The 17513-nt window shown below is 48.5% G+C and carries 17 protein-coding genes; 10 read left to right on the forward strand and 7 right to left on the reverse strand.

Going from position 1 to position 17513, the window contains the following annotated elements; translation table 11 throughout:
* Positions 1-389: 389 nt before the first annotated feature.
* A complete protein-coding gene (locus ACO0K3_RS05410) occupies positions 390-992 on the forward strand; it encodes a hypothetical protein (RefSeq protein WP_422982628.1) in 603 nt (200 codons plus the stop codon).
* A 110-nt stretch (positions 993-1102) separates the two neighbouring features.
* Here ACO0K3_RS05410 and ACO0K3_RS05415 read toward each other — a convergent pair whose 3' ends face one another.
* On the reverse strand, positions 1103-1738 hold the full coding sequence (locus tag ACO0K3_RS05415) for a 3'-5' exonuclease (protein WP_422982630.1): 636 nt from the start codon (positions 1736-1738) through the stop codon (positions 1103-1105).
* A 314-nt stretch (positions 1739-2052) separates the two neighbouring features.
* Here ACO0K3_RS05415 and ACO0K3_RS05420 point away from each other — a divergent pair, with 314 nt between their 5' ends.
* Positions 2053-3084, forward strand: a complete 1032-nt coding sequence (locus ACO0K3_RS05420) for a Leu/Phe/Val dehydrogenase (RefSeq protein WP_422961075.1) — start codon at positions 2053-2055, stop codon at positions 3082-3084.
* 171 nt (positions 3085-3255) lie between these two features.
* Here ACO0K3_RS05420 and ACO0K3_RS05425 read toward each other — a convergent pair whose 3' ends face one another.
* The 6 genes from ACO0K3_RS05425 to ACO0K3_RS05450 form a co-directional block, all read right to left on the reverse strand.
* Positions 3256-3585, reverse strand: coding sequence for a DUF2322 family protein (locus ACO0K3_RS05425; protein WP_422982632.1), 330 nt, complete (start codon positions 3583-3585; stop codon positions 3256-3258).
* A 168-nt stretch (positions 3586-3753) separates the two neighbouring features.
* Positions 3754-4944, reverse strand: a complete 1191-nt coding sequence (locus tag ACO0K3_RS05430; RefSeq protein ID WP_422982634.1) for a serine hydrolase domain-containing protein — start codon at positions 4942-4944, stop codon at positions 3754-3756.
* A gap of 171 nt (positions 4945-5115) precedes the next feature.
* The gene (locus ACO0K3_RS05435; RefSeq protein ID WP_422982636.1) at positions 5116-6549 is read right to left on the reverse strand and encodes an L-cystine transporter; all 1434 of its coding nucleotides are present in this window, start codon (positions 6547-6549) and stop codon (positions 5116-5118) included.
* A gap of 335 nt (positions 6550-6884) precedes the next feature.
* The gene (locus ACO0K3_RS05440; RefSeq protein WP_422982638.1) at positions 6885-7295 is read right to left on the reverse strand and encodes a VOC family protein; all 411 of its coding nucleotides are present in this window, start codon (positions 7293-7295) and stop codon (positions 6885-6887) included.
* 303 nt (positions 7296-7598) lie between these two features.
* On the reverse strand, positions 7599-8531 hold the full coding sequence (locus ACO0K3_RS05445) for a polysaccharide deacetylase family protein (RefSeq protein WP_422982640.1): 933 nt from the start codon (positions 8529-8531) through the stop codon (positions 7599-7601).
* 115 nt (positions 8532-8646) lie between these two features.
* On the reverse strand, positions 8647-9426 hold the full coding sequence (locus ACO0K3_RS05450) for a hypothetical protein (protein ID WP_422982642.1): 780 nt from the start codon (positions 9424-9426) through the stop codon (positions 8647-8649).
* Between the two features lie 456 nt (positions 9427-9882).
* Between ACO0K3_RS05450 and ACO0K3_RS05455 the strand changes: the two genes are divergently transcribed.
* The 8 genes from ACO0K3_RS05455 (at position 9883) to gloA (ending at position 17459) form a co-directional block, all read left to right on the forward strand.
* Entirely contained in the window at positions 9883-10146 is a 264-nt protein-coding gene (locus tag ACO0K3_RS05455; protein ID WP_422982644.1) for a TM2 domain-containing protein, read from the forward strand.
* A 142-nt stretch (positions 10147-10288) separates the two neighbouring features.
* On the forward strand, positions 10289-10792 hold the full coding sequence (locus tag ACO0K3_RS05460) for a DUF805 domain-containing protein (protein ID WP_422982646.1): 504 nt from the start codon (positions 10289-10291) through the stop codon (positions 10790-10792).
* 225 nt (positions 10793-11017) lie between these two features.
* Complete coding sequence (gene glyQ / locus ACO0K3_RS05465; protein ID WP_422982648.1) at positions 11018-11959, forward strand: glycine--tRNA ligase subunit alpha; 942 nt, start codon at positions 11018-11020, stop codon at positions 11957-11959.
* 152 nt (positions 11960-12111) lie between these two features.
* Entirely contained in the window at positions 12112-14232 is a 2121-nt protein-coding gene (gene glyS, locus ACO0K3_RS05470; RefSeq protein WP_422982650.1) for a glycine--tRNA ligase subunit beta, read from the forward strand.
* Positions 14233-14507: 275 nt separating this feature from the next.
* A complete protein-coding gene (gmhB, locus tag ACO0K3_RS05475) occupies positions 14508-15071 on the forward strand; it encodes a D-glycero-beta-D-manno-heptose 1,7-bisphosphate 7-phosphatase (RefSeq protein ID WP_422983170.1) in 564 nt (187 codons plus the stop codon).
* A 164-nt stretch (positions 15072-15235) separates the two neighbouring features.
* On the forward strand, positions 15236-15976 hold the full coding sequence (locus ACO0K3_RS05480) for a lysophospholipid acyltransferase family protein (RefSeq protein WP_422982652.1): 741 nt from the start codon (positions 15236-15238) through the stop codon (positions 15974-15976).
* A gap of 81 nt (positions 15977-16057) precedes the next feature.
* Positions 16058-16939 (forward strand): M48 family metallopeptidase, encoded by an 882-nt coding sequence (locus ACO0K3_RS05485; protein ID WP_422983172.1) that lies wholly within the window; start codon positions 16058-16060, stop codon positions 16937-16939.
* 112 nt (positions 16940-17051) lie between these two features.
* The gene (gloA, locus tag ACO0K3_RS05490) at positions 17052-17459 is read left to right on the forward strand and encodes a lactoylglutathione lyase (RefSeq protein ID WP_422982654.1); all 408 of its coding nucleotides are present in this window, start codon (positions 17052-17054) and stop codon (positions 17457-17459) included.
* The last annotated feature ends 54 nt before the right edge of the window (positions 17460-17513 follow it).

The raw sequence follows: 17513 nt of genomic DNA on the forward strand, positions 1-17513 counted from the left end.
AATACGAGCAAAACACGAGCTGAATATCTAGCTTGATACGCAATCGCGTTAAAGACATTGCAGGGCAATCTTGTAATACGATCTTGTAACACGATCCTGTAACAAGTTCTTACAATCTTCACGCGCCAAAGTATCGCCAGCTTGTTGCTTGATGTCAATCACATAATGTAAATCACGAATGTGGTTGATTCATATGGACCAATCGGGCACATCAGGTACTTAGCCGCTTTTCGTTAAGACAAGCAGCCTAATCGCAAGTTTGTAGATCAATCCTCAGGAATCACTTGAAGTTTGCGTCTAACTCCAGTAGTCTCCGCCCTCTTTCTTGTTTTAGCTTGCAATTGCTGAATTGACTGCCTGTGCTGCCGCTGGCGGTACACGCTTTATTTATGACCGTCATTATCGCCACCGATGTATTTGGAAACACCCCGGCTGTCGCCAGCCTGGTTCGCAGTTTGGAACATCCCTGTCTGATCGTCTCACCGTATGACGAACAGGATCACAGCGGCATCCACTATCGCTCCGAGCAAATCGCCTATCAAGCCTTCATCGCCCAAGGCGGGCTCGCACGCTATAGAGACAAACTTGGCCGTGTTATACAAAAGCAAGAGAGAGAACATCCCAACACCCCCTGCGTCACCATCGGCTTTAGCGCTGGTGCCAGCGCGCTCTGGCTGCTGGCTGCAACGGAGAACGCGCATCACATCGATCAGATGGTGTTGTTCTATGGTTCACGCATCCGCGATTACACCCATCTGCAACCACGGTGCCCCGCAAGGCTGATCTTTGCAGCACGCGAAGCCGCCTTTGATCCGCTTACACTCACGCAACAATTGCGCCAGCAAGGCCAGCCTGCCGAATTGATTGCGAATACCTCGCATGGATTTATGAATCCTTACTCAGGGGGATTTTGTGTCAAAACGCAGGCATTGTTTTTAGAGGAACTCGCGCAGCTAATCCGGCAGACACATCCATGCGCATTAGCTGCATGAAATGACGAACAAATGACGAAAGCGAACAATAAGTTTACAGAATGGCGAGCACTAGTAACTGATGGCATCCGCCGCGCAGCACACTTGTTAGGACAACCTATTCAAATAATTTATTTTTTCTGCGCCAGCCAACGACGGTAAGTCAATAAAGCAACATGTGCATCATCTGCCGCATAGCGGATCTGCCGCTCCGTCAATGGCGCTAGCGACCAATTCGAGGTTGAGGTTTTTTTAGATTTTTGTAAGGCCATTCCCAAAAACCGTGCTGCGGCAGTTTTCGCTCCCATATCACTACCTTTACGCTCGCGCATGGCTCTCGCCAGGTCAAGAATCTGTGCAGGATGTATCCCCAAACGCGCACGCAAGCGGCTCTGATCATCACCCAGACCAAAACCCACCTTCAATATATGCGATGCCTCCAGCGCCTCCTTAGCTGGTGTCAGATACGCGGAATCGATGACCGGAAACAGAAACACCTGATCGTCGGTGGCAAGTTGAATCAAATGCGGCCCACCCGAATTCTGACCTCTGACAAAAGTCGGTCGCGACTCTGTATCAAATCCCAGCACATCCGCTGCCAGCAAAGCCTGCTGCGCCTTCTCGGCCAATTCAGCGTTAATGACTATATGAATATGTGCTGCATTCACACCCTGATAGGCGGGCAAAGAAGGAAGTACGGCGCCCGACACGTCCTCGTCGGGCTCTGCGCTGGGGGATTCTTGCTGATTGGTTAATGTTGAGTTCATTCATCGAATGATACAGGGCATCTTTCAAAATAAACACTAGCGTATCGCCACAGCGGCAGAGTTCTTTCTCTACATAAAGACTTGTATCACCGCTGTGCGCAAATCATTCTGCGAATTTGAATTTCCGCCCCCTATCGCCTATACTCGCACCCGCGTGACACAATCACCGCCCCGTTGTTGGCAGCACCACACCGCAGCCCATGACTAGCAAGACCTTGTTGTACTGAGAGACTATTTTTTAACATAACTTTTTTGCGGCACGTCATCATTCTCCTTATCGGGACGCATGATCACCACCGCGCGGAGCCATAAGCATGACCGCTTTTGTATTTAACGAAATCAATTTTGACGACCACGAACAAGTCGTTTTTGCCTCAGAAGCCAAATCCGGCCTCAAAGCCATCATCGCTGTCCACAATACCCGCCTTGGCCCGGCCATGGGTGGATGCCGCATGTGGAATTACGCCAGCGAAGCCGAAGCCGTACGTGACGTACTGCGCCTCTCGCGCGGCATGACCTACAAAAACGCTGTAGCAGGCCTGCCAATCGGCGGCGGCAAAAGCGTCATTATCGGCAACCCGAAAACAGACAAAACACCTGCCTTATTTGAAGCCCTCGGCGAAGCACTGGAGCGCCTCGGTGGCCGTTATGTCACCGCAGAAGACGTCGGCACCAGTCCGGCAGACATGGCCAATGTCGCCAACAAAACCAAATTCGTCGCCGGTCTCGGTGACCGTGGTGATCCATCACCATTCACCGCGCTTGGCTGCTTTGTTGGCGCGCAAGCGGCAGTAAAGCATCTGCTAAAACGCGACGGCTTCGACGGTCTGACCGTCGCCTTGCAAGGTCTGGGTCACGTCGGTTACGACTACGCACGTCGCCTGCATGAGGCTGGCGCTAAACTCGTTGTCGCGGATATCGATCAGGCCGCACTCAAACGTGCACAGGAAGAACTCGGCGCAACAGTTGTCGGTATCGACGCGATCTACGACGTGCAAGCTGACATCTACGCTCCTTGCGCCCTCGGCGCGACCTTGAATCCAGACACATTGTCACGTCTGAAAGCCAGAATCGTTGCAGGTGCCGCGAACAATCAGTTAGCCACTGCCGATATCGGTGAAGCCTGCCGTCAAAAAGGTATCTTGTACGCGCCGGATTTCGTCATCAATGCGGGTGGCATTATCAAAGTCTGCTATGAATACCTGAATACGCCGGAAGACGGCATGGATGCACATGTACGCCGTATCGGTGAGACACTGACCGAAGTCTTTATCCGCGCTGATGCAGAAGGCTTGCCAACCAGTGTGGTAGCGGACCGGATTGCTGAGGCAAAGTTTAAACACTAAGCAAACCAAAAAACACTCGGATTCATCAGAGCATTAAATCATTAAAGCACCAATATCAAAGCCGCCTGAATACTATTTCAGGCGGCTTTTTTATTCTTTTGTGAAGCCGCGAGAACAATCCGGCAAACGAGAACGCCATCGCGTGGCATCGACATACGCTGCGCTGACGGATCAACGAGTGATCAGCGTCACCGTCAGATTCTGACTATCTGCATCGCCAGATGCGTTGTCGATCAAGGTCAGCAGTCGATCGATATTCGGATGCTTACCCGGAAAAGCTCTGGCATCCGCCGTGTGCTCTGCATACATCGCCAGTCCCTCCGTAGCCGCCGCCGCATTGATCTCGCCAAACTTCTTCAGCAGTGCATGATAGACGCGCACACTACCGACTGTGCCAGGCCGATTCTCCAAGCGAGCGACCAGCGTATCGCCATCAAATAACTCCAGTGCCGCGACATGGTCGATGGTGGGCAGGGCAGCTAAGATCTCACTGAATTGCATGCAAATTTCCTTCTAACAAATAAAATAATATGCTGTTGATACCCAGCATTTGTACGACATTTTTTGGCGATGAACTGAATACCAGCCAGAGATGGGTGATGACTCGTCATGCCCGATCTGACTGGCTGGCTGACTTAAGCAAGGTATTCATGTGAAGAGCGGTGCAATTTATTTAGCTTCCGCCTTCACCAGCAATGCCTCCAGCTGCGAAGGCAAATATCCTGTGGAATCATAATTAGACAGCACAATAACGGTATATCCACTTTCGACATACATCGCCACCTCACCCGAAACACCTTGCAAGCTACCCGTGTGTCCAGTAACTCTCCCTATATCGCTACTCCAGACCTGAAAACCTAAACCGAATGGCCGGCCACCAAGATTTTGGCCCTTGCTGTAATCAGTCCACAGCAATTGAAGCGTCTCATTTTTAATCAACTTCCCTGCTCGTAATGCAGATGTGAACCGCCACAAATCATGGACAGTCGAATACCCCACGCCAAACGGAGAGCCCCGGAGAGGAATATAAAAATTATTTTCTTTTGAAAAGTTCGGTGCTTCCGGCGTAGAAAAATAACCTGTAGCGATATTTTCAACAGGCTCGTCCCTGAAGTAGCTATCAGAATTCACCATGCCAGCAGGCTGATAGATATGCTCGCGGATATAGGTAAAAAAGTTTTTTCCTGATGCTTTCTCAATCACCAGACCCAATAAAAAATATCCCGTATTACTATATAAAAAATTACTATCTGGTTCGAATTTCAGTTTATCGTTCTTCAATAGAGACTTGTAATCTGTCAGCTCCCGCAGGAAGATCAGTTTGATATAGGGAGCATAAACAATATGCTCAGAAAGGATATCGCCAAAACCCGCACGATGCGACAGCAACTGACGTATCGTGACCTGATCAAGGATACTTTTTGGATACCAACTCGTATCCACATAGCGGCTTAATTTGTCGTCATAAGAAAGCTTACCCGCCTCGGCCAGTTGTGCGATAGCGACGGCCGTAAACATTTTTCCTATCGATGCGATATTAAATTTGGTCTCCATCGTATTGGCAACGTGGTAGCGCTTATTCGCCTGGCCACACACGCCGTCGGTGATGAGCTGGTCTCCTCTCGCAATGACTATTGCACCTGAAAATTGATCCTGATCACATTTCTCTTGAAGCAGCGCATGAATTTTTTCTGACAGTTGCGTTTTCGGCGAAGTCTGCTGATTCGGCTGACTCTGCATCACGCTATTTGGAGACTGCGGCGATCCGGATTGACTTGTCGATTGCGCGAAAGAATAAGATATTCCGCTGAAAAACACAGCAACTCCAGCGCAAAAGATTAGCCATTTTTTTATTTGCATACGATTACCTTTATTTTTATTGATTGGATTCTGATTTTTAATTCAAGTTCAGCTCAGTAAAAACGACAAAGCCGCCTGAAAATTATGTCAGGCGGCTTCGTTTTCATCATATCGCTTTTAACGCTATCCATCAACAGAATCGAATGTCAGAAAATCCAAATCTATATGCGCTCAAACCAGCTTCTCTGCGCCATCCAGATTTAACTCTGCGTCGCTATTAAAAACATCCATATTGGTCTCGCCCAATACTCTGCTAGTAATAGTACCGGCAGTGATGGCGCCACTGACATTCAGAGCGGTACGTCCCATATCGATCAAAGGCTCCACCGAGATCAGCAAGCCCGCTAATGCCACGGGCAAATTCATCGTCGAGAGTACGATCAGCGCGGCGAAGGTCGCACCGCCACCGACACCAGCAACACCAATCGAACCGACAGTGACGATCGCGATCAATTGAGCAATGAAGCTAAAAGTAAATGGATCGATCCCGACGGTCGGCGCAATCATGATCGCCAGCATCGCGGGATAAATTCCGGCACAACCGTTCTGACCAATGGTGGCACCAAACGACGCCGCAAAATTGGCGATGCCTTCGGGTGTACCAAGGCGCTGCGTCTGGGTTTGTACATTCATGGGGATCGCTCCCATGCTGGTGCGCGAAGTAAAAGCGAATGCCAGTACAGGAAAAATCTTTTTAGCGAAACGGACAGGATTCAGGCCAGCACCTGCGATCAGGCACAGATGAACGGCAAACATCAGCAGTAGTGCGCTATACGATGCAACAACGAAGTTGATTAACTTCAGGATATCGGCATAACTCGACTCTGCAACCACCATCGTCATCAACGCAAACACGCCATACGGAGTCAGGCGAAGTACCAGCGTGACCATGCGCATGATAATCGCCTGCGCGACACTGACAAACTGGGTAAATGACGCAAATAGCAAGGGCTTAGCACCCGCAATACCTGTTGCAGACAAGCCGATAAAAATCGAAAAAATTACCACCGCAATCGTAGAGGTTTTACGCGCACCGGTTAAGTCCAGAAACGGATTAGTCGGAATAAAGCTCAGTAGCAAACTCGGCAACGTCACCGCCTTGGCACTGGCCAGCGTGCCTTGCAGATACTCGCCACGCGCTACTTCAGCTGCGGTGGAACTTAAACCAATCGCAGTCAGGCCAAATAATTTCGCCATCAAAATACCAATGCCCGCTGCCACCATGGTGGTTACCAGCAGTGTGCCGATGGTCAGCGCACTAATTTTACCGACGGAGCTGGCACCTTTCAGCTTAAGAATGGCACCAACAATCGACACCATAATCAGCGGCATCACAATCATCTGCAACAGCTTGACGTAGCCGCTACCAACGATGTCGAGGTAAGCATTCGTCGTCGTGATCACAGCCACCGTGGCAGCATCTCCGCCATACAACAAATGCATCGCTGCCCCCAAACCCACACCCAGTCCGAGCCCAGTCAACACCCGCACCGTAAAAGTCGCCTCAATACGCTGTTGCCAGTACATAAAAACACCGATCGCCAGCGCGACCGCTAGATTGATCAGAACATAGATGGTGGAATAAGATGCGATCGAACTGATCATGGACTTACCTCTATCGAAATGGAATGAAATGCGGTGACGGATAGGTCACTAGAATGCGGAGATTTTTCGGTAAAAATCAATAGCCTTCACAATTATACGTGGCAACGATTATTCATTGTCAGCGGAGAGATTCGCAATTTCCGCCTATCGTCGTCTAATCACACAGTTGATAAAACCAACGTATAAAAGCCAATGTAGCACGGAGTACGGTCATGCTCTGTTCGTTTGTATGCATATAGGCATAAAGATGAGTGTGCCTTGGCTGATTAATTTTAGACGGTGAAACATCATCGTATTTATCTTTAAGGATGCAAAACATACAGCGCACCACGTCGCTAAATTTCGTGGTTGCTGGGAGCATTCTCCCAACCGGCATGTTGCAGCACCACACAATATCCGTCGTGATCAGTAAAGGTTTTTCCGTTCACATTCCAATACGGGTTGAATGCTGCCACTTGCTTGAAACCTGCAGCTGCCATTTGCAGGCAACTTGCTTCCCATTCCTGGTGATCGGGCAGATAAAACACGACCAGGTCTTCTGCTGTCGGTTGCGGGTAAACCGGATGTGATTTGCAATGCGTGAATTCGAAGTGGTAGTGCATACCGGCACGACCGAGCATGACGCCGTCGAATCCCTGATGGTCTTCAAATGTCCCTATGACGCTGAGCTGCAATCCCGCTTGGTACATTGCTTTCGCTCGTTGCAGATCACTCACTGGACGGGCGATTCTGAGATGGGCTTGCATATGATCTCCTGCAGATAACTTATTGGCGACAATGAATTGACATTGAATTAGTCGTGACCAAGCATACTAGTCAGTAGCAATCCTATTATTTAAAACAGATTCACTTACTCCAAAAAACATATACTACCTACCTGTATTTTCAAATTCCCACACAAATAGTGCGGATCACGGCTATTTATTTTAAAAACAGGGGGAGTATATGTATCTCGTCAAACTTTAAGCGACTGTCTAAGCCACATCAGAAATGCGGTGATACTGAAAGAAGAGGTTGCTTCGATCAGCGGAATCTGTCTCTCCGTCCACCTACAAACCCTGAACTTTCAATGCCTCAATCTCGGCGTCGCCATCATCGACCAGTCGCGTCCAGCCGTCGAACTTTGCTACTCCTAGCGACCGTGCCATGGATAGCAGCAGACTTTGACCCGGGGCCGGGCGATCTGGCGTCAACTGATAGACCGGGTCAGCGAATGCGCTCGCGGGCGTGACGATATTCCAGCCCATGTCTTTAAATTGTGCAATCACATCGTCGAGCCATAAGGCGTTAATCAGGTTGTGATGAAGCAGGATGATTTGCGGAATATCGCGGCCTTGCAATTGCTGCGACAGAGCGCGGTAGGCAATGGCACGCTGGCGTATGTGGCTGAGGTAGGCGCGCTTGATTGGACTGAGATCCGCGTGCGGATTTTTTGTCAGAACCTCGGTGAGTTTTTCATCGAGCCGCCAATCACTGGTGTCGAGGCTGACATAGGCATTACGGTAGCCGTGCTGTTTTAAAAATCCGCGCATACCGTCGCGCTTTTCCGGTGTATTGCCTTCTCGCAGATAGGTGAAACGAAACCATTTCTGGTAACCGGGTAACGTGCTGATGATGCGGTCACAATCGAGTATCTCTTGCTGATATTGCGTAAGACTGAGCTTGTCACTATGCAGATCGGGATGGGTCATGGTGTGATTGCCGATCGCGTGTCCGGCATCGCCCCATGCCTTGGCGAATGCATATCCTGCGGGCTGAATTGCCCCATTCGCGGCCGTGATAAATAGTGCCGCCTTGACCTGATGTTTGGCTAGCGCATCAAGCATCGCCTGATTACGTGCCTGAGCCGACAGCAGCGGCGTGCTGGCAACGCTGGGGCCGTCATCGAAGGTAAAAGCAACGGACTGTGCCTGAGCATTGGTGATAAATACAAAGGCCAGCGTCAGCCCAAAAGACGTAAGTAAATTTTTGAAGGTAGGCATACTATTATTTGATCATGAAATGCCATCTAGTTTTTAATCCATACGCCGCAAAAAAACACCATGGCAAATGGACATTCTGTCATGGTGATATGAATACCCCTGATTTGACCCGAACTCAGGACTGCAATTGCAGGGTTTTGATAATCCGTGACTCGCCCTTCTCTCCTGCACCAGATCCACTACTCTTGCTTTCTTTGCGCGTGGTGATCAGACGGTCACCGACCTGCGCATAGACTTGCTCGTCATCATTCGTCGATTCAAAACTGATCACGACGAAGGCGCGGCCGGATACCGTTTCATGCTGGCGACTGGCGAGTGGCGTGCCGTCTGGGGCCACCCAGATGTCGAGTTTGCCTTCGTATTTTTTGACATATTTACGGTCTTTTTCGCTGATCTTGTCGATCGACAGATCAAAGCTCAGCAGGCGTGCCGATTTGCCGTTGAAAGTATCGGCTTTTTCATTTTTAAAATTCGCTTTTTCGACTGCACGCGATAAGCTGCCTGCCGCATAGATCAGCGGACGTACTTCGCTGGAATTGATTTCTTTCAGGGCGGACAGTGTCGGTGTTTTGACCTTGGCATCTTTTTCTTTGGCGAGCTCTTCGGTGTCGAGTTTTGTCAGCAATTCCTTACTGTAATGAATGTGCAGACCGCGCTGCCCTTCTTCGATAAAAACATTCGCGACACCATTTTTTTCTTCCGCGTCTTTTCCCTCACCCTGCTTGCTCCAGGTTTTAGCCTCCAGCGTTGCCTTGACTGCGGCGGGACCTTGTAATCTGGCGAGCGCGGCCTTCAGATCGCTCAAGCCATCGGCATGCGCAAATAGCGGGCTGAATGCACAGGCGCTCAACAGACAGATACGGGATAACATTTTTGGGACAGGGTTTAGACGCATTTTTTACCTCAATGTAAAACATTCGTTATTTACAGTATTCATTCATCACATTCATCAAATTCAAAGCAGTAATTTATCGCATCACATTAATACTCACGCTCTCGAATTTTCTGAAAGACGTATTTCAGACCCAAAGCGATATCACAAGTTCAACTTTGGATAAGGGCATAGCGCCATAACCCCAGCGAAAAATCCTTGCGACCATGGGTTACAGGGAATTCGGTAGAAAAAAGCAACGGATAGTGCGACATGGCTGTTTCAATGTTACAAGTTCTCTCGTAGAATTGTCAGCATAGAAAGATTAATTAGCAATATAACGAATGTTATGTGCACTCTTTTTAAAAATACACACTAAGGATTGTGCATCAACACTCTTTAGCCACTATTACCAGACCAGGAGAGAACATGGGTATGGTCTTTTGCCGCGGTTGCGGAAAAGAAATACATGAGACAGCGATGAGTTGCCCTCATTGCGGCGCTCAGCAATTAGCACCACAAAATCAGACAACCACAGACAAGCGGATATTACCTGCTGCATTGTTCTGTTTTTTCTTTGGTTTTTTGGGAGTGCACCGTTTTTATGTCGGAAAAGTCGGAACGGGCATTCTGCAAATTTTGACACTAGGCGGGCTCGGCATCTGGGTACTGATTGATTTTATTATGATCGTTGTCGGTAGCTTCAAGGACAGTGACGGCAAGAAAATTAATCTGTGGACCTGATGTGAATCATCTGTAACGTCGCAGGCCAAAGTCGCCACGATGTCAATAAAATGATTCATGCGGCTTGCTTGGCTCATGTGGCTTACACAACTTTTACAAGCGATACAATCAGCAGCATATTGAAGAACTCAAGGGAGATCAAATGAACATGGTATTTTGTCGAGGCTGCGGTAAAGAAATCCACGAAACCGCTGCCACCTGCCCGCACTGCGGCGCGGCGCAAGCCACAAGCTCAGCAACATCAACGGCGTCCACCATAGCAGATGACACGGGCAATGCCTTTGACTGGTATATCTTGGTATTACAAAAATATGCGGTATTTACCGGTCGCTCACGTCGTAAGGAATACTGGTTTTTCTTCTTGTTTACGATATTGATTTCAATGGGACTGGCGATTGTTGACCGCATCACAGGTACAGCAAGTTTTGGCTCGAATACGGGCTTGCTTGGCGGCCTGTACTCATTAGCTACTTTTATCCCTGGTTTAGCCGTTACGGCAAGACGCCTGCACGATACCGGGCGCAGCGCATGGTGGATGTTAATTGCGTTCATTCCTGTTATTGGCTGGATCATTCTGATCGTATTTTTGGCATCAGAAAGCCATCGTGCAGAAAATGAATACGGCGTATGCCCGAAAATGATGTAAATCAGACTGGCGCCTGCTGCATTTAGGCAATACCTAATCAGGGTATCAGGATCATAAGAGGTGACATCCCCATACGATTGTCACCTCTTTTGTTTTTATCGACACCGATCAGGCAGGCCAGACTGAAGCAAATTCGCCTCTGTCGCCTAAAACCCGCTAAAATCTAAGGCTGTGCAAACTTTACTCTGCGTCATCCAACGCCATCATCCAGAGCGGAACACCAACATGCTGACATTTCAACAAATCATCCTCACACTGCAAGACTACTGGGACAAACAGGGCTGCGCCTTGCTGCAACCCTATGACATGGAAGTCGGTGCGGGCACTTCGCATACCGGCACCTTCTTGCGCGCGATCGGGCCGGAACCATGGCGTGCTGCCTATGTACAGCCGTCACGCCGCCCTAAGGATGGTCGTTATGGCGAGAATCCCAATCGCCTGCAGCACTATTACCAGTATCAGGTCGTCTTAAAACCCGCGCCGGACAATATTCTCGACCTCTACCTCGGTTCCTTAAAAGCTCTGGGTCTGGATTTGCAGCAAAACGATATTCGCTTTGTAGAAGACGATTGGGAAAACCCGACGCTGGGCGCATGGGGACTGGGTTGGGAAGTCTGGCTCAACGGCATGGAAGTCACGCAATTCACGTACTTTCAGCAAGTTGGCGGTCTGGATTGCAAACCGATTCTCGGCGAAATCACCTATGGCATCGAACGTCTGGCAATGTATTTGCAAGGCGTAGAAAACGTCTACGATTTAATCTGGACTGAGCGCGAAGAAAACGGTAAAACCGTGCGCCTGTCCTACGGCGATGTCTTCCATCAAAACGAGGTGGAACAATCGACTTTTAATTTTGAATATTCGAATACCGATTTTCTGTTTTCACTATTTACCAATTACGAAGCCGAAGCCAAGCGCCTGCTGGATGTCACCGAAAAATCTTTGGCTTTGCCTGCTTACGAAATGATTCTGAAAGCCGGACACACTTTCAATTTGCTCGATGCTCGCGGAGCGATTTCTGTGACGGAACGCGCCGCGTATATTGGCCGTATCCGTAATTTGTCGCGTGCAGTTGCAGCAGCTTACTACGCTTCTCGTGAAAAGTTAGGCTTCCCTATGTGTGCCGCAGATGATCAGCATAAACCAGTCCCTGTATTGGCAGATTAAACGCAAATAGCTAGGGAATATACGTAGGGTGCGCCATGCGCACCACCTCGCAAACCTGTAGTTATAAACCGATGAACTAGTGCGCACGGCGCCCCCTGCATAAGCGAGTTTGGTCGTATCGGACAAAGTTAGAATCGATAGAGATAGAAAAAATGAACAACACACTCTTAGTTGAATTATTTACAGAAGAATTGCCACCGAAGGCACTCGCTAAACTTGGCGAAGCATTTGCCGCTGGCATCGTCAATGGATTGAAAGCACGCGATTTCTTAGAGAGCGACTCTGTTGCCACCAGCTACGCATCACCACGCCGTCTGGCTGTGAGTATCACGAATGTGCGTGCTACGTCGCCAGATAAAGTATTGCGCGAAAAAGTTTTACCGGTATCTGTCGCACTCGATGCAGCGGGTAACGCCACCGCACCGCTGGCAAAAAAACTGGCGGCACTGGGTTTCCCCGATCTGCAAGTCAGTCAGCTCGAACGCGCTGTCGATGGCAAGGCGGAGAGTTTTTTCTACAGCTACACGGCAGCAGGTTCTGCCTTAGCAGGTAGTTTGCAAACGACATTGGAAGAAGCGATTAGTAAATTACCGATCCCCAAAGTCATGAGCTATCAGCGTCCTGATGGCGAAACGGTACATTTTGTGCGCCCGGTACATCGCATCATCGCTCTGCACGGCGCCGATATTGTGCCGCTTTCCCTGCTTGGCTTGAAGAGTGATCGCGTGACTTTGGGTCATCGCTTTTTGACGACGGGTCAGATCAGTATCGCGCATGCAAACGACTATGCCGCCAATCTGGCAAGTCAAGGCAAAGTCATCGCCAGTGTCGCCGAGCGCAAAGAAAAAATTCGTGCTGCCTTGTTAGCAAAAGCAGGCAACGATCAGGTATTGATGCCCGAATCTTTGCTCGATGAAGTCACTGCACTGGTCGAATGGCCTGTGATTTACGAATGCAAGTTTGAAGATGAATTCCTGGCCGTGCCGCAAGAATGTCTGATTCTGACCATGCAAACCAATCAGAAATATTTTGCCCTGACGGATGTCAATGGTAAATTGCGCTCGCGCTTTTTGATCGTCTCGAATCTGGAAACAGCAACACCGGAACACATCATTCAAGGCAATGAGCGCGTGGTACGCCCGCGCTTGTCGGATGCAAAATTCTTCTTCGAGCAAGACAAGAAAAAAACTCTGGAAGCGCGCTTGCCGATGCTGGCAAATGTTGTGTATCACAATAAACTCGGTAGCCAAAAAGAACGTACTGAACGCGTCCAGTCACTGGCAGGCAAAATTGCCCTGTCAATGGGTACCGATGCCGCGCTGGCGGAACGTGGTGCCTTGCTGGCAAAAGCAGATTTGCTGACGGATATGGTCGGTGAATTCCCTGAATTACAAGGCATCATGGGCACGTATTACGCGCTGCATGATGGCGAGCATGCCGAAGTTGCCGCTGCGGCGTCTGAGCACTATCAGCCCCGTTTTGCCGGTGACGCATTGCCTGCGACAGCAACCGGTACCGCCGTCGCGCTGGCTGATAAACTGGAAACACTGGTCGGCATCTGGGGCATAGGCTTACAACCGACTGGCGACCGCGATCCGTTTGCGCTGCGTCGTCATGCTCTGGGTGTGTTGCGTATTCTGATAGAAAAAAAACTGACTATTAATTTACATGATCTATTAAAAATTACGCAAAGACAGTTCACAGGGATATCTCAATTTGCAGATCACTCAGAGAAAAAAGGAATATCCGTTCCAACTTACATAGAAGTTCTTTTCTTTATTAGAGAACGTGCGAAAGGTTACTTAAAAGACTGTGGATTTAGTACAAACGAAATTGAATCTGTTGTAAGTATTGATACCATTCAACCATTTGAGTATTTGCCTCGACTAAAGGCAGTTAAACAATTTCAGTCTTTGCCAGAAGCAAAAGAGTTGGCTGAAGCCGATAAGCGAATTAGAAATATTATTTTTAAAAATGGTGCTGAATCTATGATTCTTGTCCCTAGACAAAATCTGTTGATAGAAGAAGCTGAAATAGAATTATTTAATCAAATTCAGATTTTACGTCCCTTGGCAGACCAGTTTATTGAGGCGCAAAACTTTGAAGGTGCATTAAATGTACTTGCAAAGATTCATCAGCCTGTTACCGCTTTCTTCAAAGATGTGATGGTGATGGCTGAAGATAATGAGATTCGAAATAATCGTATGGCGTTATTACATAGCGTGGGCAATTTAACAAATCAAGTAGCCAACATTTCCAAATTAGCCACATAACTATTGATATCGCTACTGACCTCCCTTCTCCCGCTTGCGGGAGAAGGGCTGGTGTTGAGATATCTCGCAAAAGTGAAATTTGCGCAAACAACGAGCAGTTCTAACAAGAGATTGACGACATAAGATTTTTTCAAAAAATCACCGATAATTTTGGCCATTAAATACGGTCACAGTTCTCATACTCCAACTGTGTTCCCGATTAAGGGAACACGGAGTAAAACAAAAATATTACCCACATCAACCTCACCAGAAAAGGAATGCTCATGGAAAAACCGATGAAGCTGATCATCCTTGATCGCGATGGCGTAATCAATCATGACTCCGATGCTTTTATCAAATCACCGGACGAGTGGCATCCTATCCCTGGTTCGTTGCAAGCAATTGCGAAGCTTAATCAGGCAGGTTATCTGGTGGTCGTTGCTACCAATCAATCCGGTGTCGGGCGTAAGTTATTTGAAATGTCAACGCTGAATGCAATTCATCAAAAAATGCATACGGCCGCACAGCAGGTCGGTGCTGAAATCGATGCTGTATTTTTTTGTCCGCATATCGCCGATGATAATTGCGATTGCCGTAAACCGAAGCCGGGCATGCTGCGGGAGATCGCACAGCGCTACGATATCAGCCTGAAAGGTGTACATAGCGTCGGTGATTCGCTGCGCGATTTACAGGCAGGATTTGTTGAGGGCTGTGTTCCTCATCTGGTGTTGACTGGCAAAGGTAAAAAGACCTTCGACAAGGGCGGCCTGCCTCCCGGAACACAAATTTATCCGGATCTGGCGTCGATGGTAGACATCCTGCTAAAGAACACACCGGCAGAATTTTTTGTGGCGGTTTAGTCTCTATTTAGTAAGGATTTAGTATCAATTTAATGACTCTGACTCCTCGAGCCAAAGATAATTTTCACGGTCTTTATGCTGCTTTTTTTGTAGATTTTATTTTTCATAATCAGCACTTCCTTTATTGACGATAATCACTTCGCGGTTATCTTGTTGGAGATACGATGCTTCGTTTTACCTATTTTTTACGCTCTGTATTATTTGTCAGTCTGATGGCTGTTGCGACGATAATCTGGGCAATGGCCTGTCTGTTATTCGCACCTCTGCCTTACAACAAACGTTATTACTGGACAGCGCGCTGGAATGTTTTTGTGATCTGGCTGGCGAAAGTCGTATGCGGCATCCGCTATGAAATCAAAGGCCTGGAAAATCTGCCTGACCAGCCAGTGATTTTATTGTCCAAGCATCAGTCCGCATGGGAAACCATTTTTTATATGACCTGCATGCCACGTCCTTTGGTGTATGTATTTAAAAAAGAAATTACCTATATTCCCTTCTTCGGCTGGGGTATTTCTCTGATGCGCATGATCCCGATTGATCGCAGCAAAGGTAAGGATGCTTTCGCGCAGGTCGTAGAGCATGGACGCCGCCGGCTTGCAGATGGACAATGGGTTATTATGTTCCCTGAAGGTACGCGAATTCGTGTTGGTGAAAAAGGCAACTATAAACTCGGCGGCACTCGTCTGGCGACTGAAACCAACACAGCCGTTGTTCCTATCGCTATGAATTCCGGCGAATGCTGGGGCAAAAATTCTTTCATCAAGACGCCTGGGCTAATCACCGTATCAATCGGTAAACCGATTGCCCCAGATGGTTTGAGCTCATCGGAATTGATGCAAAAAGTTGAGGCTTGGGTAGAAGGCGAAATGCGTGTCATCTCGCCGCAGGTATACAAAAAAAACTGATCAAGACTCTCTTGGTCAATCAGGAGAGTTGAAGCATTGAAATCATGTTTGTCATTATTGACTAAGCCTTTGCAGTTTCTGATGCAACTGGACTTATTTTCGGATCATCGTACAGATGATGCAGAATCGTCAGGTTCTGCATCATCCGGTTCACCTTATGCTGATCGCGCACCGCGGTTTAAAAAAATACCGCCGCCCAAGCTAGAATCCCCACCGTCTCCACCGCCTGCCAAATCGCCTAATAAGCGTCAGATTCGCCTGGCCGAGCAATGGCTGGAATACACACTGCTGCGTTCAAAGCGCCGCACCATCGGCTTTCTGATCAATGAGGACGGACTGAGAATTACCGCGCCGCGCTGGGTCACGATTGCCGATATTGAGCAGGCAATTCATGAGAAGCAACGCTGGATTGTGACCAAGCTCAATGAACGCCGCGAACGCGACGCGCGCCAGCTACAACCACAGATGCAATGGGTGGATGGCGGAAAATTACCTTACCTAGGCAAGCAATTGACCCTGCGTATTCTGGCGAACCAGGCGATGGGGATCACACTGGATGATGCCAGCGATGAACTCAGGATCAGTCTGCCAGCAGACGCAGGTGAGCAGCAATTGAAAGATCGTGTACAAGCCTGGATGCAGCAGGAAGCTCGCCGGGTATTTTTAGAACGTTTACCGGTGTATGCAGAGAAACTTGATGTTAGTTATCACTCAATGTCTCTGTCCGCTGCGACTACGCGCTGGGGTTCGTGTACCTCGCAAGGCAAGATACGCCTGAACTGGCGCCTGATTCATTTTTCTCCGGCATTGATCGACTATGTAATTGCGCATGAGCTGGCGCATTTACGCGAGATGAACCATGGTCCGCAATTCTGGGCGACGGTACAATCGGTGTTCCCCGAATTTGAGCAGGCCAAACACGCTTTACGGCATCACGCTATTCATGACATCCCTGTATTTTAGGGGAGTATCTAATTTATATGGCTGATTCCGCAATGTCTACGTAGGCATTTAGTTTATTTAACCACATACTCATCACCAGTATATTTATCAATCAAACAAGGACAAACTCATCATGCGTATTTTGCACACCATGCTACGCGTTGGAAATTTGCAAGCTTCCATCGACTTCTATACCAAAATTTTAGGTATGACACTGCTGCGTCAGTCTGACAATCCCGAGTACAAATATACGCTGGCATTTTTAGGCTACGGCAGCAATCCTGAGCATGCCGAACTGGAGCTGACCTATAACTATGGCGTAGACAGCTACGACCTGGGCAGCGCCTACGGCCATATCGCGATTGCCGTACCTGATGCTTATCAGGCTTGCGCCCATGTCAAAGCCAATGGCGGCAATGTCACGCGCGAAGCCGGTCCTGTCAAAGGCGGCAAAACCGTGATTGCATTTGTGCAGGATCCTGATGGTTATAAGATTGAGCTGATCGAACGAAAAACAGCCGATCAAGCCACCAGTCTGTGATCGACGACACTATCTGCAAGCGAAGCTATCGCGCTATATACGCACCGTATGAAT

The organism is Undibacterium sp. Rencai35W (assembly GCF_049340185.1).
Classification (GTDB): domain Bacteria; phylum Pseudomonadota; class Gammaproteobacteria; order Burkholderiales; family Burkholderiaceae_D; genus Undibacterium.